Source organism: Thalassobacillus pellis (assembly GCF_016908295.1).
Taxonomy (GTDB): domain Bacteria; phylum Bacillota; class Bacilli; order Bacillales; family Halobacillaceae; genus Thalassobacillus; species Thalassobacillus pellis.
Window position 1 is genome coordinate 291,462 of sequence record NZ_JAFBDO010000002.1, and the last position, 19,266, is coordinate 310,727.

Here is a 19,266-nt window from a genome sequence, read left to right on the forward strand (position 1 = left end):
TTAGGAGGTAACCATGAAAGATAAAGTAGGTATCTTGGTAAGTGAGGTACTGTACAGCCGTATCAAAAGAAAAGCGTTCACCCATGAGAATATAGCTTTTTACGAACAAGCTGGTGATCAATATGGCGTTTCCCTTTGCTACTTGAGGTTAGCCGATTTAATTCCAGGACACAAATTCGTTAAAGCACTTGTACCTACAGAAAAAGATAATTATATACAAATCAAAATAGAAAAACCCCGGGTTATCCATAACCGAATGTTAGGAACAACAGGCATGGATAAACGCAAATTTACGTTACTTAAAAAAGAAGGGGTTAGTTTTTTTAACGAAATTACTCGATATAGCAAGTTGGACATTTACAACAAACTTATTAGCGATGCAAAGTTGGCAAAACATCAGCCTGATACGATGCCAGTAACAAAAGAAAATCTGCAAGTAATGATGAAAAAACATAAGCAATTGATAATCAAGCCTGACCTTGGCACGTTGGGGTCTGGAGTATCAAAGCTTACACGTGAATCCGAGCGTACCTGGACTTTGGATGATGGCAGGTCCAGACAGGCATTTTCCATAAAGGCAGTTTGGCCAAAGAAATTAGAAGATCTCTGCACGGTTGGAGGCTATATTGTGCAAGAAAAAATACCTCTCGCTGCCTTTTATGGAAGTGCTTTTGATATCAGAGCCGCTGTCCAAAAAGATATAAATGGAGAATGGCAGGTAACTGGACTGGTAGGGAAGGCAGCAGGAAAAGGGAAATTTGTAACCAATGTAGCGAGAGGGGGAAGATGTTATTCGTTAGAAATGATCTTGGAAGATTGTGATCTCGATAAAGAAAAAGTAAAGTTAAGCTTAGAAGAATTAGCTCTGCATGTGGCACATGTATTGGATCACCATATTCCCAGCCTTGCTGATATTGGACTTGATATCGGATTGACATCGGAAGGGTTTCCAATGTTTATTGAGTGTAATGGCCGTGATCAGCGATACTCTTTTAAGGAAGCAGGTCTGTTAGAAGTTTGGAAAATGACTTATTTCCATCCAATCGGTTATGCGAGATGGTTACTCAATCAAAGTGAGTGATCGCCTAGATACTTGTGCACTATCCTGGAAATTTGTATGGATGGAAGCTGTGTCCTATCCAGAGAATTTTTCAGGAATGACTGACTTTGTTTTACAATAGCCTCTTTTGCATTTTTATCCTTGTGTAGATGTTTGACAACGTTATAAAAATCAGTGGCATTTCTAATGACAGGACCGGCATCAGCACGGGCAAGATGATTATGGTACCCTTGATAACCTTTCCCGAAATGAATACTTAAATCTGGCTGCAGTACGATAATTCCTTTGTTAAAGCTCGCCGCTTCAATAGAAGTGGTAGACGAAATGGTCATCAGATAGTCTGTATTTTTTAAGGTGTCATAGAGGTGTATGGGTAAAGGGGATAAAACCACTTGTGGGTGTCGTTCGTATTTTTTGTAAAGAGAAAAATCTCGGGTTCTTGATTTGATAATAATCGTTACAGGGAATTCTCTGAGTACTTTGTTGAACCAGGGCATTATCTTTGGAAACAGCATGCTTGTAAATGTCCCTTGGGTAGTGAAGGTAATGAGAGTATTTTTTTCAGGAATGTTCAGTTTTTGGCAAAGTTCTTTACGAGTCATGCGGGTAGTAGGGCTTTCCAGCTCAAACCGGATACTACCTACTACAGATATTTTATTTTCATCGATACCCTTATTTATTAGCCATTGTTTATAATTCTCACCCCAGACACAATGATGGTCGGCCAGAGACGGTGTCACTGAATGATCGGTCAAAAGCCAGTTTTGGATCCAAATATAGGACAGCTTGTATTTATGGGATAATTGAGCGAGCAGCATCCATGGCATACTAATAAGGTCGATACTTAGAATCATTTTAATATTTCTATCCAGAATTATTTTTTCTAATACTTTTGTATATTTAATAGCCATAGAAGTCCATTTGGTAATTTTATTTTGAAAAGCAGACGTCCCAAAAACCCTATGATTTCTTCGCCGGCTGATAACCTTTTTAATCTTGTCTTCGTATGTCTTCTTTACATGATTAGAATTGTTTTTTTTCAGTAAAGTAGTCAGATCAATGATGTCAAAATTCGGTGGCAGTCGATGCTGATTTAGTTTTCTTTTGTCTGCAGAAGATGTGACAATCAGGACAACAGGGTATTTTCGAAATCGTTTTATTGCTAGAGGCAATAAAGAACCAGGCATCATGATTCCTTTACGGCCAGACTGCCGGGAAAGGTCTTTTTTTCGCTGTGGCACCATAAATAATTTTCTTTGTGCATCACAAACGGAATGAATATCATATTTATTTTTCAGCTCCTCTAAAGGAACGGTATTGTTTTTTTCAATATAAGTCTTGATGAACTGCTGAAAAGGAGCTGTCATAGCCAGTGGCAAAGAAATACCTGAATAATTCAGCAGGCGGAATGTCTGATGAAATTCGCGTGTCAACCCATACTTCAAAATAAACTTGCCTGTTAAAGTATTTTCACCGTACAATTAGAAACCTCCTTTCTAGTTAAAGCAGCCGTCTTATTAAGCGCTTAATATTTGTGGAAGGCAGGGAGTCAGTGGATAAGGATTGTTCCAGAAACTTCTGGCCTTTTTCAATCAACTCTGCCTTTGCTTCATCATTTTCTACCAGGGAAGAAAGCGACTCCAATAATATTTGTTGGTTAGTGATGACGATCCCGGCCTCAGCCCTTGCCAAATGTTTATAGTATTCATTATAGTTTCTGCGGTAATTATATGGGATGTTAGGCTGCATGATGAGAAGTCCTTTTTTGTGGATGGCAGCTTCCAGAGCCACGTTGGATGATATAGTAGTAACATAATCAGTATGGTTTAAAATATCATATAAATGGACTTTTCTATTGGAGAGAACCACTTTTGATGAAAGATAACGGGCATAACTGGTCCGATCCCGCTTATGGGGTTTAATAATAACAGTAATCGGCAGTGTTTTGACGGATTCCACTAGCCAGCGGATTATTTTCAGGTTTTCACGTTGTGAATAATCCTGGGTGATGTAAGTAAGAATCTGGTTGTTTCCTTTTATATTCAACGCCTTTTTAAACTGGTCTTTACTCTTCAACTTACCTGTGCCTTGCATTTCAAACCGAAGGCTTCCTACGGGTATGACATGGTCTCCTGCAATTCCTCTTGATGCCATCCAGTTTTTCGTATGTTCTCCCCACACACAATAATGGCTTGCACGGGATGGAATGACTGTAACATCAGATGTAAGATAATCCTGTAAATTAATAAACGGCAGATTAAATTTTCGAGCAAGAAGGGAAAGCGTGTTACCAGGCTGTACATATTCGTTCGTATGCAAAATGACTTTCACATTATTTTCGATAATGATTTTTTGCAAAGCGTGTATTCTCCGAGATGAATTTGTGACCTGGGTGAGAAGCATATTCTCAAATTGTTTCGTTCTGAAAATTTCATGATTAGCATGTTGCTGTATTAGCCATGCTGCTCTTTTCTTTAAGTTTGCCAGAGTCTTTTTTTGGATCTTAATAGCTCCTAAATCAATCACTTTGAAATTGGAAGGTAATTTTCTATTATCTTTTAAGGAATTTCTGGAATCGAGGACGATTACTTTGTGTTTTCTTAAATGCTTTAATGCGTAGGCCAAGAGGCCAACAGGGATAAGAATTGCTTTCCGTTCTGGTTCTTTACTTAGATCCTTGGCGACACGCGGAGTACGGAATAATGCTTGCTGTACATCAGCCATAGACTTAAAAGGAAAGGATTTTCTCCTAATATACCTCGCACTATTCATATATTTATTTACGAATGGCGGCAGGACCTGAAAGTGATAATCATAAATCATCGTTAAAGGCAGTTCAATACCGGCATATTTTAATGAACTGAATTTCTCAAAAAATTCTTTGGTCAGGCCATACCGGATGATCAAGTGGTTATTTAATCCTTCTATACTGTACAAAGTTGTTCACTCCTTTGTTTGTTTTTATCCTCGAACTATCCACTTACTATTCTATGAGAACTTGTCAGTAAGGTATGGTTGACTATCAGGCATCTTGCGTTAAATAGACATAAAAGAAGCCTGATGTAAAATCAGGCTGTAAGGTATCACATTATAATTAATGATTATTTCGTTTTCCAAGTAGGCAGGAGGCAATATCAAAGTCCGTTTCCGTATCGATATCCACCGAATTTTCAGCTGACATTTCATACGGAATCGTTTTCCGGATAAAAAACGCTTTTTCTTTCATAAACACAGGATATTTAATGGCATAAATCGCACCATTAATTCGATATAATGGCTGATTTCCAAGCATAATGTTGTTTGCCAGCGAATCAAGGTGGCCATGAAGGTTGATAAGACTCAAAGCATTTACTGGGTGTTCAAATGGAGTGACGCTGATCACTGCATCAGCATCGTGCTGGAGCATCGCGCCAAGTGCTTTGTCAATATGATCAGAAGTTCGTAAAGGGGAAGTAGGCTGCAAAAGCACGATTATATCGGGGATAAATTGTTCTCTTTTCTCTAATTCTTCGAGTACATGCAGACAAGCATCAATAGGATCCGATTTGTCCTCAGCAAGATGAGCAGGTCTGAGAAAAGGGACTTCCGCGCCTGCATATGCTGCTGTCTCGGCTATTTTCTTATCATCAGTGGAAATGATATGCCGGTCGATTGAAACGGAAAATTTCGCTGCCTCGATTGTATAATTAATCAAAGGCTTTCCATGGAGTTTTTTGATATTTTTTCCCGGCAGTCTTTTCGATCCGCCTCTTGCTAAAGTAATACCCAATACATTGGTCATCACTGTTCCTCCTCTTATCTTAATTAGTGGAGTTTTTAATCGCTTCATACCAGTGCTTTGTTTTATTGTATTGATCGGCAATCGTCACTAAACGGGAATCATTCTTGTTTTCCAGGAATGTTTTCACTAATTGATATAATCCTGGTTTATATTCCTGATCCAATTTATCCGCAAGTGGTACAGGTTGAAATTGAAAAGTGTCTATTTTCTGTGCGGCCAACGTTTCTAATGGCTGCAGTTTCAAACGGTGATTAGTCGTAGTCAGTTCAACACCCCATCTCCCTGGAGATGACCAGTTGGCATGGTAAGAAAACAATACGCCATCCGTTGTTTTTCCTGAACCGGTAAAGATGGCACCTGAGGGGTGCCAGGACAGATTTCCGGACTTATAAGCATGAATCTCTTGTGGTTCCCCCCCTAAAAAGAAGGCAAGGTCGATCACATGGGTAGAGTTCGCAAGCAGCCAGTTCTCCTTGAGGCGGGTACTGGCGGTGCTATGTAAGATACGGTGGCCGAGTTCGGTAAAGTCAAAATGGAACGATTGCACGCCTCCATCTGCTTCGATTATTTTTTTAGCTTTAGCTGTAGAGGAATAAAATCTCCTGTTATATGCGATATAGACCTGACCATTTGACTGGGAAGCGAGCTCATGGGTTCTCTTTAGCTGGTTTACATCAAGTCCGCCAGGCTTTTCCACTAAAATAGTACTTACGCCATTTTCTAACAAGGCGGAGGTAGTTTCGGCAAGCTGATCGACATTAACACAGTTGATGGCGACAGATGGCAATCGGACCTTTTTTGATAAATATTTTTTCAGTCCTCCGGAGTGTGCTCTGACGCCCGTCTTTTCATAATAATATCTACAGGTTTCCTGGCTCCTTCCAATACAGACAGGTGCTATGCCAAGTGCCTTCAATACCTTCGTATATTCTACAGCTATATTTCCTGCTCCTACTAAGAGTACTTCGTTTACGATATGGGACATGCTTCAATCCCCCTGTTCGTTTGCTGATTGATATGACTGATAAGGGTCTCAAGTAGAGGAATATGCAGCTTCCAGGACAGAGAATAATCAGGCAAATCACAATTTCCTTCATCCAGCAACTTCTGGACGATCAGGTGCGTCAGTTCACTCTGATATGGTATATGGCAATCAAGTTCGCTCCATTCCCAATTTTTATCCGCTTCCGCTACCAACGCTTTTCCTTCGGTTAGGTTGACCGTGAACCGGAGGAAAGCGGAGCTTAAATGAACGGTCAGTGGCGCTGAACCGGTTGAATAAGAGGAAAGGAGAAGATGGCTGCCAGAATCACCACTGCCAGTCAGCGTGCCGGTTACTTCAAAAAACCCTTGCCGTTTACTTGCCAATAGCTTTGAATCCAGTAATCCTGAGTCAAGGGAGTGGATGTGTTCTCCGGTTAAGTAGAAAAACAAATCAAGGTGATGGATGGCATTGGAAGCCATATTCCAGTGTGTTCCACTTGTCAGCATACTGATGTTTCCCATTGTGTTATAGGCTTCGATTTTTTTCTTCAATTGACGAAAGACAGGGTAAGTACGGACAGGACAATTCACCCATGCTTTACACCCTTTGTCTTTTAATAACAAGTTCATTCTAGAGAAAGTCTTTGGGTGTTGAAATACAACCTTTTCCAAAAGGATAAAACGAACATGCCTATTCTTCAGCAATCGAATGATGACATCTTCCCTGACATCAGAAGTAGTAGCGATAATAGCAACGTCTAAGTTGTCTGCCAGATCCAACATATTTTTATGATAGGAAATCGTCAGTTTACTTGTTGAAGGTGAGGAACTGTCGTACATTCGTTTTGCCTTAACTAAAGATTCTTCGAAAGGATCTACAATTGCGATATGGGCGGGACGGTCGAGTCTTTTCAATGCCTGCATATGTCTTCTTCCGATCTGGCCGGCACCGACGATAGCAATTTTAGTGATGGCATTCACACAGATCATCCTTTTCTAAGTGATATAGTCGTCAATATTGAAGGGTTCCGTGTGGCTATCCTTCAAAAAAGCACGCTTCAACAGATTTTCATGATAACCAGCGTTACCAGCCAGGTTCGTAAACAGTTTTTTAATTGAGTGAAAGTCATGGATAAACAATGGCGAACCTGACAGATAATAAATGTCCGTTGGAGCAGAGTAGAAGGCTACGGCTTTTTTTGCCAGGAATGCTTCATAAGCAACGGCGGATGTATGGGTAATGATGATATCGGCATTATGAATTAATTCCTGTAAAGACTTGGTTCCATGCGGATGAATATGAGATTCGTTGGATTGCAGTAAATGGTTATAGCAATTGACTGGATGATCGGGATGCAGTTTGTAGTGTACAGATACTTTTCCGCTCATCTGTCTTGCTGCTATTTCGATTGCAGTGATCATTTTTTGATTGAATGTTTCGTCCAGTGGCTGTAGGGCCACAAGGACGGATGGCTTCTTTTTGGTGAAAGATGTATTTTGTTTACCAAATGGACCGGGACTTTTCGGAAACTTGGGGTGGGCAATCTTCAACTTCTCACCTGATACACCAAAGGAATTTAAGTAATGGACATGGGATTCTCCCCACACAAAATTGATATCTGCATTGACAGGCAAGTGACCCAGTTCCCCAAGAATTCCATGCTGGTAGTTGATGGTTTCGATGTTTTTTACTTGGGCGTAAGTAGTGACCAATCCCCCGTGTCGATTTACGGTAGATCCGTAAAGAGTCTGAGATATAGGGTGGCGATCAAATATTGTTTCGAGTTTCCGGATGTTTATCAATAATTTTTTTACAGCCTGTTTCATCCATAGACGAAACAGCTTTTTTTTGAAAAATGGCAGGTTGGATTGCTGGATGGCGATAGTAACCTGTTTTGAAACATGGTCTTCTTTCGAAAGGGGAATTTTTTTTTCTGGCAGATCAGTCAGACAATAAAGTGGCCGGCACCCGGGTTGTTTTAGCATCCGATTATATTCTTTTTTGTGGTGGGCGAGATAAACGATGGGGCGACAGTCAATATCTGCGACTAACGGATACATCTCCGCACGCACTAATAAAAAACCCTCTTTGAAACTTCTGGGAGGATTTTTCAGTAGGTACGGCTCACACCTTTCTTGTATATTGCTGTGAAAAGAAGAGCTTGGATAATGCTTTTGAGCAATAGGGAGGTTGCGTTCTACAAGTTTTTGAAAATCCCGAAAAAGCGGAAGAATAATCGGGATATTTTCATAATGTATGTGAAAAAAGAGATCAAAAAAATCGAACGTATGTCTCCATATCAGCTGATTTTTTGCCTTCATGGTCAATCTGCCTTTTCCACGTCGAGTTTTTTCAGAATGTCAATAATTTCTTTTTCGCCCAGCATGGAAACCTGATCGGATCTGATGGAAGGTGCCATAGCCTGCTTGAAATGATGGTAGGTGTTATGGTGCTCGGGGAGAATGACGTATAGTTCTTCATCATCCATTATATGTTCTAATTCATGGGTATATATGAGTTCTTCATAAATTTTTTCTCCTGGCCGCTTCCCGATCTGCTCTATCTTAGGCTTTGTTGAGCCTTTTTGGTGAATATATTTTTGTACAGCTTCCGCTAACTGTAATATGTTAATTCCTTTCATTTTAAATATAAAAATTTCTCCACCTTTGGAATAATAGGACGATTTTAAGGTGAGCTGGGCAGCATCAGCAATGGTCATTATAAATCGGGACATGCTGGGATCGGTAACCGTCAAATCTTTCCCGTGGCGCGCTTGTTCCATAAACAATGGAATAACTGAGCCGCGTGAATTCAGGACATTCCCGAACCTGACAGAACAAAAGAGAGTATTATGGTTGTTCAATTTTCTATTTGCATTTTTGAACATTTTCTCTGATAGGAGCTTTGTTGCTCCCATTGTGTTAGTAGGATTGACAGCTTTATCTGTGCTGACATTAACAACCTTTTTGACCTGATGGTGAATACAGGCACGTATGACATTTTCGCTTCCCATTATATTTGTTTTAACGGCTTCCAGAGGGTTTTCCTCACAGACGGGGACCTGTTTCAATGCCGCTACATGGAAAACCAAATCCATTCCTCTTGTGGCGTATTCCACAGAGTCATAATCCCTGACATCCCCCAATAGGTAAAAGATATTATCATGCTGTTTATATGCCTGTTTCATTAAATACTGTTTGCTGTCATCCTTGCTGAATACAACAATTTTCCTGGGGTTATAGGCCAAGAGAGAAGCGACGATTTGCTGGCCAATGGAACCGGTCCCTCCGGTAACCAATATATTTTTATTTTGAAAGTAACTTTTTAATTTAGATTCATCTATCAACTTACGTACACCTCTATTCTATTGAGTACTAATAATTAAGGTATGTGTATTCTTGTGGGGTGAAACCGTCATAGGCCTAACCGCAGGGCTTATAAGTAATTCGGGCGGCTTCTTTCAGTAAAGGGTGGTGGCATAGGACAATCTCGTGATTAATACAATGAATAGCATGGATGTCACCTTTGTTATTGCGGAAAGGACTCGATTGGCATGAAGATTCCTTTATCTAAGCCTGATATCACTTGGAAAGAAAAGAAGTATGTAGAGGAAGTATTAGATTCCGGGCAGCTCAGCATGGGTGAAAAAACCCGCCGGTTCGAACGGCAGTTCATGAGCAGATTCTCAGTGAAATATGCAGTTGCGATGAACAGTGGAACTAGTGCCCTGCATGTTGCTGTGAAAACACTTGGACTCAAGGCCGGAGACGAGGTCATTACTACTCCTTACAGCTTTATTGCTTCTGGAAATTGCCTGGTTTATGAGGGAATCAAGCCAGTTTTTGCGGACATTGATCCACAAACTCTAAATATCGATCCAAAATCGGTGAAAAAGTTAATTACCAAACAAACGAAAGCGATCCTTGCCGTTCATATTTTTGGCCAGCCTTGTAACATGGATGAAATAAAAAAGATTGCTGATCAAGATGGATTATATCTGATAGAAGACGCCTGTGAGGCGATTGGAGCAGAATGGAATGGTACTCCTGCTGGCGTAATAGGAGACGTAGGGGTTTTTGCTTTTTACCCGAACAAACAAATCACAACAGGGGAGGGAGGGGTACTTCTCACCAACCAGAAAGATATTTATGAAATGGCATCGGCCCTGCGCAATCAAGGAAGAAGCCAGACGAGTGAATGGCTGGAGCATGAATATGTCGGTTATAATTACCGGATGTCTGAACTGCAGGCGGCAGTGGGTGTCGGGCAAATGGAACGGTTGGATGAAATTCTGGGAAGGCGTGAAGCTGCTGCCAATCGCTATCTGAATCTTATCAATCAATATCAATTGCCCGTTACTACACCAATGGTGTTGCCTGAATGTAAGATGAGCTGGTTTGTATTCATTGTTATTTTAAAGGAAGGAAGCAACAGGCAGAAGATCATTAAGCACCTTGAAAGAAAAGGAATACAGGCAAAACCATATTTTCCATCTATCCATTTGCAAAAAAGCTTCAGACAGTTATTTGGATTTAAACCTGGTATGTATCCTGTAAGTGAGCAAATGTCAGAACGGACATTGGCACTGCCATTTTATACAAGTATTAATCCGAATGATCAAGAAACAGTCATTAAAACGCTGAAAGATGTACTGTAAATGCGATCATTTCATTTCCTTCATGTGATTTCAAAGCAGGCTAAGTCTGAAAGGAGGGGGAGGCTTTGAAAATTGGAAACAAACTGATAAGCAATGAGGCCCCCATTTTTATCATTGCAGAAATTGGAGTCAATCATAATGGTTCGATGGAGCTTGCTGAAAAATTAATTCAGAAAGCAAAGAATGCCGGTGCGGATGCAGTCAAATTCCAGTCTTTCAAAGCCGATAATTTAGTAAGTGAACAAGGAGAACTCGCTGACTATCAAAAAAAAGCTGGATTTAAAAATCAGAAGGATATGCTGGCGCAATATCAGCTTACAAAAGAAGAGTTTATAAGGTTAAAAAAAGTTTGTGAACAATATAATATCACTTTTCTTTCTACTCCATTTGACAATGAAAGTGCTCATGAACTGGATTCTATTGGTGTAGATGCATTCAAGGTAGGAAGTGGAGACTTGACGCATTTCCCATTACTGGAACAACTCGCTTCTTATGGAAAACCATTGATTATTTCTACCGGCATGGCGACCATTGACCAGATAAAAAGGGCAGTGGAATTCCTGCCTGATGACGCAGAGATATCACTGCTCCATTGCACATCTGCTTATCCGGCACCGTATGAAGAACTCCATTTAAATGCGATTAAAGTTTTCCGTGAAAACTTCAATTGTATAATCGGTTATTCCGATCATTCTATGGGTTTAGAAATTCCCTGGGCCGTAACTTCTTTAGGATATAAAATACTGGAAAAACATTTCACACTTGATCGCGAAATGGATGGGCCGGACCACAAGGCCTCGCTGACTCCGGATGAATTTAGTGACATGGTTAAAGGAATCCGAAACATCGAGAAAGCACTCGGTAAAGAATTGAAACAAATAACTCCCGCAGAAATAAACACGAAAAAAGTTGTAAGGAGGGGGATATACGCCAATAAGGCTTTAAGAAAAGGCCATATAATTACGAAAGAAGATCTATACTATCTCCGTCCAGTACAAGGTTTGGAAGCGTGTGAGTTCAAAGAAATCGTCGGCCGCAATTTGTTGCGTCCTAAACAAAAGGGAGAGCCTGTGACTTGGAAGGATTTTGACTTGGATGGTCCAAGGAGCAGAAAGACATGAAGAAAATTATTTGTTTCACTGGTACAAGGGCTGATTACGGCATTTACCGCCCATTATTGTTGCGATTAGAAAAAGAAAAAGATATTGACCTGCAATTAGTCGTAACTGGCATGCATGTTGTAGAGGAGTACGGGAGCACCATCAAGGAGATTGAAAAAGATGATCTCACTATCATTGCAAAACCTCCTATTTTGTTGAAAGGAGACTCCAAACAGGAAATGGCTCAGTCAGTGGGAACAGCAATCATCCTGTTTTCAAGCATTCTTTATCATTCCAGCCCAGATGGGGTGCTCCTTTTAGGAGACAGGGGAGAGATGCTCGCTGCTGTGACTGCAGCACACTACCAAAATATTAAAACATTTCACCTCCATGGCGGTGAAAAATCAGGATCTGCTGATGATGCAGTCCGTCACGCAGTATCAAAGCTTGCGACCTATCATTTCCCTGCTACAAATCAATCAAAAGAACGACTTATTAAGATGGGAGAGGACGCTGAAACAATTGCGGTGAGTGGTTCTCTTCGGAAACATGATATTACAGCGATTCAACAGATAGAGCCACGATTAAGGGAAAGGTGGCAAAATAAATTTAATTTATCAAAAAAACCTTCCCTTCTTTTTGTCATGCACCCGGATTCAAAGGATAGCACCCCTTTTCAGACACAAATTGATTCAGCATTACAGGCGCTTAGAGCACTTCCAGAGGTCAATCTAATAATCCTGGGGTCCAATAGTGATGCTGGCGGGGGAGTATTCAGGCAGGAAATAAAGAAGTTTACCCAAGAGATGAAAAATGTCCTTTATTATGAATCCTTGCCGCCAGATGAATATTTGTTTCTGCTCTCACAAGTAGACATTATTCTTGGTAATAGCAGCAGTGGAATCATTGAAGCTCCTTTTTTTCAGTTGCCTTATCTGCTCATTGGTAAGAGGCAGCTTGACAGAGAACATGGCGGAAATGTATATGTTGCCCCTTATATAAGTGACAAAATTGAAAGAAAAATCCGCATGCTGCTTGATTCAAAAAGAACAGAATCTGAAAACCCATATGATGTAACTGCATCACCTGCCGATACGATTGTCAGTCAATTGAAGAAATGGCTCTAAGGCAGCATTATTTAGGAGTTGATTTGTTTGGAAACCGAGCACAAACTAAACGTTATCTTACTGGGGAGGAAAGCCTGGGGGGCTAAAGCACTTGAATATTTGCTCGAAATGGGACATTCTGTTACTGCTGCAGTCGGCCCGCAGACATTTAAAGATCTGGATCATGAAGAAGGGTCGATTCTTGCAAGTGCTCAGGAACATGGTATTAAAGTATTAACGGTAAATGAACTTTATGGAGATATTTACAACGGAGAATTTCAGGATACAGACCTGGTAATTTCTTATTTATTCTGGCAAAAAGTAAGAGAGCCATTACTTACGCTTCCGAAAATGGCATCGATTAACTTTCATCCAGCTCCATTGCCGGATTATAAAGGTTTGGGTGGATATAACCAGGCAATCCTGGATGGCAGAAGTATTTATGGAGTTACAGCACATATGATGAGTAAAAAAATAGATGACGGTGATGTCATCAAAAAAGTCGAATTCCATATGGATCCGGAAAAGGAAACAGCCCTAAGCCTGGAACGAAAAAGCCAGGTGATTATGTTTGGATTATTCAAGGAAATCATCGGTCAGATATCAGCAGGAAGAGCATTGGAAACCGAGAAACAACAGCATGCATATGGAAGGTATATCAACCGGGAAATGTTTGAGAAAATGAAATACATTGAAAAAGATGATGACACCGAAGTGATTAACAGGAAAATTCGGGCTTTTTGGTATCCGCCATATGAAGGTGCAAAAATAACGATCGGGAATGAAGATTATACACTAGTCAACAAAGAACTATTGAAGGAACTCGGAAAAATGATGCACTACAAACCTAAAGATTAAGCCAAGGCAGTTTCATTTATGAATTAAGATGATTTCGCTCGTAATGGGCGAAATTTTTTATTTAGCAAAGTTTTGAAAGAGAAGAGCAGGATAAATATTGAGTTGTTTAAATGATTTAATCTTAGTTTACATAATATTTATTATCGGAAGTTAAACAACAAAACAAATGAACCATCTCATTTCCTGAGTATACTTATATTATTGAGATGGAAAATAAAATATTATGAGCCGAAATTTATCAGCTGAGTTCTGACTCGTTCAGTAATTTATTCAGCTAAGTTTTCTGTGAATAAGTTGGCATATAAATTTTTGCCTGGTAGAACTCCAATAATTAAATTATCTTTTCTGCTGATGTGATCCATGTCGTTGCTTCGATACTGTTAAGTATGTTGATATGGAAACATCTTTTCTTTTCAAAAACTTCCATTCGGCAATTTTCGATTTAATTAGGCAAGTTCATCTATAAATGCCTTAAATATCGTTCTGGGCTTTCAAGAAATGATCTGGTGATCTGCACATGTTCTAATTCCTCATAGATAACTTGTGTGGGAGTTTTGCTATCTAAACTGATAATGGTAGCATTAGGAAATGCCATTATCATTGGAGAATGTGTTGCGATAATAAATTGCGCTTCTTCTCTTGTCATTTCCTTTAATAGCGAAAGAAAGCTGAGTTGTTTCATTGGTGATAAGGGCACTTCCGGTTCATCAAAGCCTTTATTTGTGCGATATTTCCAACTCAATTTAAGTCTGTTACCAAGGTGAAGAGCAGCTTTGTTAGTCTCCTTTCCAATATGTATGGAGTTCGCATTTGCTGCAATTGCTTCTAACAGTGTGGATTTTCCCGTTCCATTCTCCCCCACTAAAATCGTCACTGGAGATTTGAATGTAAGTGATTCGAATGATTTTAATATTTCGAGATTGAAAGGGAAACAATCGTTATCGGTTCTTAAGTAAGTGATAGATTTTAACAGCATTACTCCCCTCCTCTTGTTAAGTTTTTTCATTGGTCTTATTAAATTGTTTTTTGGTTTTTTAGTTCGGAGTTGCTACTAAGTTTTAAGTCAGATATTTTTTTCTGTTAAAACGTTATAAAGGCTGGCAACCTGTTTAATCGGCGCCAGCCAGTTTATTTCATGTTTTGTTCTGTTCTGTCACTTTCATTTTACTCTTTTTTGCAATATTTACCTGGTTCTTTTGATATTCTTTCAGGGTTTGATAATAAAAATCAAGGATTTGTTCTGAAGGTTTCTGCCAGCTGAATTTTTCAGCTTCAGCACGCGCATTCTCACATAACTGCTTGTACAGCTCTTCATTCTCCAGTTTCGAAATCGCTTCAAGTAAACTATCCGTATTTTCATTCTCATAAAGTAACCCTGTCTGTTCATCCACTACTTGTTCCATGGTCGGTCCACTTTTAGCGGCTATGACCGGAAGTCCTGAGGCCATGGCTTCTAGAATTACCAGCCCTAAGGTTTCTGTTACCGATGGGAAGATGAAAGCATCACCTGAGGCAAATGCCTGGGATAGCTCCTCCCCATGAAGAAATCCTGTAAAGACAGTATTTGTTCCAGCAAATGTTTCTTCTAATTGTTTTCTGACAGGGCCATCCCCTACAAGAGCAAGTGAAATATCGCTGCGTTGTTCTAATAACGGCTTAAGCTTATGGATTTCTTTTTCAGCAGCAAGTCTTCCTACAAAAACAAACAGCTTATTACCCGGCTTACCCCCAGTCAGGCGATGACGCATATCCTCATTTTTATACTCAGGATGATACTTTTCGATATCGACACCACGATCCCATACGTGAACATTGGGAAAATTTTTGTCGGTAAGTTCCTTCTGAATCGCTTTGGATGTACAAAGGTTCAAATCTGAAAAATTGTGCAGTTTACGGAAATACCACCAGACTGCAGGCTTTAGCGGATAAAGGCGGTAATAATCCATATACTTTGGCACATGGGTATGGTAAGAAGCTAACAAAGGCAGGTTAAGCTTGTTGGCATAATAAACGCCGGAAGCTCCAACAAATGCCGGATTAACGACATGAACGATATCCGGTTCGTGTTTTGTCAGAAGTTCCTTTACTTTTCTTTGCGGCATGGAAAATTCCTTTGACCGGTAAAAAGGCAACCTGGTGGTCTTAACGCCTTCCACAATCGCACCTTCATACTCCTTGACGCCTAAATCGGGGGCAATAACTATGACTTCATTATTCTCTTTTCTCAGAAACTTAATGGCTTCCTTGAGCCTAGTTACTACTCCGTCGGTTGATGGCAGGAATGTTTCGGTTATGATTGCGATTTTCAAAGTAATAGCTCCTTACTTCCAGGTAGTGGATGGTAGTATGTTCTCTTGGATGACTCGATCTTTGTGTGCTAACACCGCTTGTAAAATATCACGTAGGACATCATCCGTCAATAAATGAGGTTCCAGTCCCAGGTCACGAAGCTTGGTATTTACAGCATGATAATAGTGGTCTTCAGCTTCCACTCTTGGATTTTCCAAATGAGCAATTTCAGCTTGGAGTCCTTCTTTTTCTGCCACTTTACTTACTTTATCCGCCAGATCCTGGACAGAGAAATATTCAGTAAACTGATTGAAGACTCGGAATTCACCACGATCCGCCGGGTTTTCTGCTGCGATTTCCACACAACGTACGGTATCTTCAATGTTCAAGAATGCTCTTGTCTGCCCCCCTGTGCCGTACACAGTTAACTCATGTCCAGTTGCAGCCTGTATCAAAAAGCGGTTCAAGGCAGTTCCGAAGACCCCGTCATAATCAATTCGATTGACGAGCATCGGATCCAGTTTGGTTTCTTCGGTATGTAAACCATATACAACTCCCTGATTCAGATCAGTTGCCCGAATCCCCCATATTTTACAAGCGAACATGATGTTATGGCTGTCATGTACTTTAGATAGATGATAAAAAGAACCAGGCTGTTTTGGATATGGCAGGACATCTTTTCTGCCTTTATGTTCAATTTCAATATATCCTTCTTCAATATCGATATTCGGTGTTCCATATTCGCCCATGGTGCCAAGCTTGATTAAATGGCATTCTGGTGCCAGTTCTTTAATAGCGTATAGGACGTTTAGATTTCCAATTACATTATTTTGCTGGGTAAATACAGCATGCTCACGATCAATCATAGAATATGGAGCAGAACGCTGCTCGGCAAAGTGTACGAAAGCTTCCGGTTTAACCTGTCGAAAAACTTCTCGCAGAAAATCATAATGATTCAAATCACCGATATAAGTCTTGATTTCTTTACCTGTGATTTCTTTCCATTTATTTACCCTATCTTCTAGGGGTGCTATAGGGGTTACAGAATTAGAGTGTAATTCATTATCCCATTTTCTACGTGATAAATTGTCGATAATTGTTACTTCATGTCCTTGTTTCGATAGGTATAATGCAGTTGGCCAACCGCAAAATCCATCTCCTCCTGCTACTACTATGCGCATAATTTCCCTCCTAAATACCTTCATCATAACAATTCTCCATATTAGGATAACATTCTTTGAGGGAGATATGGTAGCGATTTTATATAGTTATGAAAAATCGCCCCCAAATTTACATATCCTTTCCAAATCAAATCATTTTTAAGATATTCGCTTCTTTCTCCTTCTGCAGCTTCGCCTATTGATTGTCGATTCAATAAATAGCCTAAATAAGTTATAATTATAGTGGAACATTCTGAAAATTCATGTTGTTTTAAAAGGAGGAAATAAAACTTGACTAACAAACAGCCTGCTTGGACACCAACAGATGACCAAAAAAAATCAACACGTCTTTATCAATGGATGAACCAGCATGGGTTTGACTCCTATGATGATTTTTATGAAAAATCAATCGATGATATCGCCTGGTTTTGGGATGAAGCAGCCAAAGTATTGGATATAGAATGGTATGAACAATACGGGCAGACATTAGACCTTTCCAAAGGCATTAAATACCCGCACTGGTTCGTTGGAGGAAAAATGAATGTTGCCCATAATGCCGTCGACAAATGGGCACTTGATCCTAAAACACAAAACGATATTGCTCTATACTGGGAAGGTGATAATAGCGACAAAATCACCTATACGTATAAGGAGTTATATAAGAAAGTTAATGCTTGTGCCCATGGACTAGAAAACCTTGGGATTGAAGAAAAAGATGTCGTGACTATCTACATGCCGATGCTGCCGGAAACTTTGATTGCTATGCTTGCTATATCCAAAATTGGCGCTGTCTTCTCCCCTGCTTTTTCCGGATATAAAGCAGATGCTATTGCGACTAGAGTCAATGCAGCTGAAGCAAAAGCAGTCATTACAGCTGATGGTTTTTACCGTCGAGGTAAAATAGTTCCTATGAAAGAGGAAGTAGATGAAGCTGCGGAAAAGTGCCCTACTTTAGAACATATTATTGTAGTGGAACGTGCAAATAGCGATATTTCTTGGAATGCAGACAAGGATGTACGCTGGGATGCTGTCGTCAAAAATGAAAACGATTACAAAACGAAGGAAACGTATGCTCATGAGCCTTTTATGATTATCTACACCTCTGGTACAACCGGAAAACCAAAAGGCGCTTTGCATACTCACGGAGGGTTCCCCATAAAATCAGCGTTTGATGCGGGCATTTGTATGGACGTGAAAAAGAAGGATACGTTGTTCTGGTATACAGATATGGGATGGATGATGGGGCCGTTCCTTGTCTATGGGGGGTTATTGAATGGCTCCTCTATCGTAATGTTTGAGGGTACACCAGATTACCCGGAACCGGATCGTTTATGGCAGATGGTTGATGACTATACGGTGACTCATTTAGGCATCTCCCCTACTTTAGTAAGGGCATTAATGAAACATGGTGAAGATTGGATTGAAAAACATAACCTTTCTTCTTTGAAGATGATCGGTTCTACCGGTGAACCCTGGAATCCTGAACCATGGCGATGGCTATTCCAGCATGCAGGTAAATCAAAAGTGCCGATATTCAATTATTCCGGAGGCACAGAGATATCCGGAGGTATTTTCGGAAATGTCCTTGTAAAACCAATTGAACCAGTATCCTTCAACGCAGCGTTACCTGGAATGGATGTCGGCGTGTATAATAGTGATGGCAAACCTGTAAAGAACGATGTTGGAGAACTTGTGCTAAGACAGCCTTGGGTCGGGATGACCAATGGTTTTTACAAGGAAAACGAGCGTTATGAAAAGGCCTACTGGAGCAAATTTAAAGATACGTGGGTACATGGAGATTGGGTTATTCAGGACGAGAAAGGTTTTTATACAATTACTGGAAGATCTGATGATGTATTGAATGTTGCCGGAAAACGTCTCGGTCCGGCGGAAGTGGAATCGGTGCTCGTCGAACATCCAGCTGTCATCGAAGCGGGCGTCATCGGAATACCTCATGATGTAAAAGGAGAAGAAGCTATCGGGTTCGTTGTATTACGCCCAGATTATCAAGAATTCGAAACTTTATTACAGGAAATTAAATCTCATCTCGTCGATAAATTAGGTAAAGCCTTAGCTCCAAAATCAGTCCACGTCGTATCAGATTTACCAAAAACGAGAAATGCAAAAGTTATGCGGAGAGCAATCAAATCTGCTTATCTGAATAAGGATTCCGGTGATCTTAGTGCGCTGGAGAATCCACAGGCCGTCGATGAAATAAGAGAGCTCGGTAAAGCAACATCTACAACCAAATAAATACCAAAAGGCTGCCC

At 40.2% G+C, this 19,266-nt stretch carries 16 protein-coding genes; 6 read left to right on the forward strand and 10 right to left on the reverse strand.

Features of this window, described 5'->3' with window-relative positions; all coding sequences use genetic code 11:
• Window positions 1-13 precede the first annotated feature (13 nt).
• Window positions 14-1,081, forward strand: coding sequence for a YheC/YheD family protein (locus tag JOC33_RS07320; RefSeq protein WP_205091845.1), 1,068 nt, complete (start codon window positions 14-16; stop codon window positions 1,079-1,081).
• Here JOC33_RS07320 and JOC33_RS07325 read toward each other — a convergent pair.
• The 7 genes from JOC33_RS07325 to JOC33_RS07355 all read right to left on the reverse strand — a co-directional run bounded on the left by JOC33_RS07325 (window position 1,069) and on the right by JOC33_RS07355 (window position 9,172).
• Complete coding sequence (locus tag JOC33_RS07325; protein ID WP_205091846.1) at window positions 1,069-2,541, reverse strand: UDP-N-acetylglucosamine 2-epimerase; 1,473 nt, start codon at window positions 2,539-2,541, stop codon at window positions 1,069-1,071. The genes JOC33_RS07320 and JOC33_RS07325 overlap by 13 nt on opposite strands.
• Window positions 2,542-2,560: 19 nt before the next feature.
• Window positions 2,561-3,997, reverse strand: coding sequence for a hypothetical protein (locus tag JOC33_RS07330; RefSeq protein WP_205091847.1), 1,437 nt, complete (start codon window positions 3,995-3,997; stop codon window positions 2,561-2,563).
• Window positions 3,998-4,154: 157 nt separating this feature from the next.
• Window positions 4,155-4,841 carry an acylneuraminate cytidylyltransferase family protein gene (locus JOC33_RS07335; RefSeq protein ID WP_205091848.1) on the reverse strand — a complete coding sequence of 229 codons (687 nt, stop codon included), beginning with the start codon at window positions 4,839-4,841 and terminating at the stop codon, window positions 4,155-4,157.
• A gap of 19 nt (window positions 4,842-4,860) precedes the next feature.
• A complete protein-coding gene (locus tag JOC33_RS07340; RefSeq protein ID WP_205091849.1) occupies window positions 4,861-5,826 on the reverse strand; it encodes a Gfo/Idh/MocA family protein in 966 nt (321 codons plus the stop codon).
• The gene (locus JOC33_RS07345) at window positions 5,811-6,806 is read right to left on the reverse strand and encodes a Gfo/Idh/MocA family oxidoreductase (RefSeq protein WP_205091850.1); all 996 of its coding nucleotides are present in this window, start codon (window positions 6,804-6,806) and stop codon (window positions 5,811-5,813) included. Before JOC33_RS07345 ends, JOC33_RS07340 begins: the two co-directional genes overlap by 16 nt.
• A 15-nt stretch (window positions 6,807-6,821) precedes the next feature.
• Entirely contained in the window at window positions 6,822-7,898 is a 1,077-nt protein-coding gene (locus JOC33_RS07350) for a hypothetical protein (RefSeq protein ID WP_205091851.1), read from the reverse strand.
• Window positions 7,899-8,149: 251 nt separating this feature from the next.
• On the reverse strand, window positions 8,150-9,172 hold the full coding sequence (locus tag JOC33_RS07355) for an SDR family NAD(P)-dependent oxidoreductase (RefSeq protein ID WP_205091852.1): 1,023 nt from the start codon (window positions 9,170-9,172) through the stop codon (window positions 8,150-8,152).
• Between the two features lie 207 nt (window positions 9,173-9,379).
• Here JOC33_RS07355 and JOC33_RS07360 point away from each other — a divergent pair, with 207 nt between their 5' ends.
• The 4 genes from JOC33_RS07360 (at window position 9,380) to JOC33_RS07375 (ending at window position 13,547) form a co-directional block, all read left to right on the forward strand.
• Window positions 9,380-10,483, forward strand: a complete 1,104-nt coding sequence (locus tag JOC33_RS07360; RefSeq protein WP_205091853.1) for a DegT/DnrJ/EryC1/StrS family aminotransferase — start codon at window positions 9,380-9,382, stop codon at window positions 10,481-10,483.
• 65 nt (window positions 10,484-10,548) lie between these two features.
• Complete coding sequence (locus tag JOC33_RS07365) at window positions 10,549-11,604, forward strand: N-acetylneuraminate synthase family protein (protein WP_239534058.1); 1,056 nt, start codon at window positions 10,549-10,551, stop codon at window positions 11,602-11,604.
• Window positions 11,601-12,710, forward strand: a complete 1,110-nt coding sequence (gene neuC, locus JOC33_RS07370; RefSeq protein WP_205091854.1) for a UDP-N-acetylglucosamine 2-epimerase — start codon at window positions 11,601-11,603, stop codon at window positions 12,708-12,710. The genes JOC33_RS07365 and neuC overlap by 4 nt, the downstream gene beginning before the upstream one ends.
• Before the next feature lie 27 nt (window positions 12,711-12,737).
• On the forward strand, window positions 12,738-13,547 hold the full coding sequence (locus tag JOC33_RS07375; protein WP_205091855.1) for a formyltransferase family protein: 810 nt from the start codon (window positions 12,738-12,740) through the stop codon (window positions 13,545-13,547).
• A gap of 460 nt (window positions 13,548-14,007) precedes the next feature.
• Here the strand turns inward: JOC33_RS07375 and JOC33_RS07380 are convergent, their stop codons facing one another.
• The 3 genes from JOC33_RS07380 to JOC33_RS07390 all read right to left on the reverse strand — a co-directional run bounded on the left by JOC33_RS07380 (window position 14,008) and on the right by JOC33_RS07390 (window position 17,017).
• Window positions 14,008-14,523, reverse strand: a complete 516-nt coding sequence (locus JOC33_RS07380; protein WP_205091856.1) for an AAA family ATPase — start codon at window positions 14,521-14,523, stop codon at window positions 14,008-14,010.
• Between the two features lie 157 nt (window positions 14,524-14,680).
• Window positions 14,681-15,856 (reverse strand): glycosyltransferase, encoded by a 1,176-nt coding sequence (locus JOC33_RS07385; RefSeq protein ID WP_205091857.1) that lies wholly within the window; start codon window positions 15,854-15,856, stop codon window positions 14,681-14,683.
• 12 nt (window positions 15,857-15,868) lie between these two features.
• Window positions 15,869-17,017 (reverse strand): NAD-dependent epimerase/dehydratase family protein, encoded by a 1,149-nt coding sequence (locus JOC33_RS07390; protein WP_205091858.1) that lies wholly within the window; start codon window positions 17,015-17,017, stop codon window positions 15,869-15,871.
• Window positions 17,018-17,287: 270 nt separating this feature from the next.
• Between JOC33_RS07390 and JOC33_RS07395 the strand changes: the two genes are divergently transcribed.
• A complete protein-coding gene (locus JOC33_RS07395; RefSeq protein ID WP_239534059.1) occupies window positions 17,288-19,249 on the forward strand; it encodes an AMP-binding protein in 1,962 nt (653 codons plus the stop codon).
• Window positions 19,250-19,266: the final 17 nt, after the last annotated feature.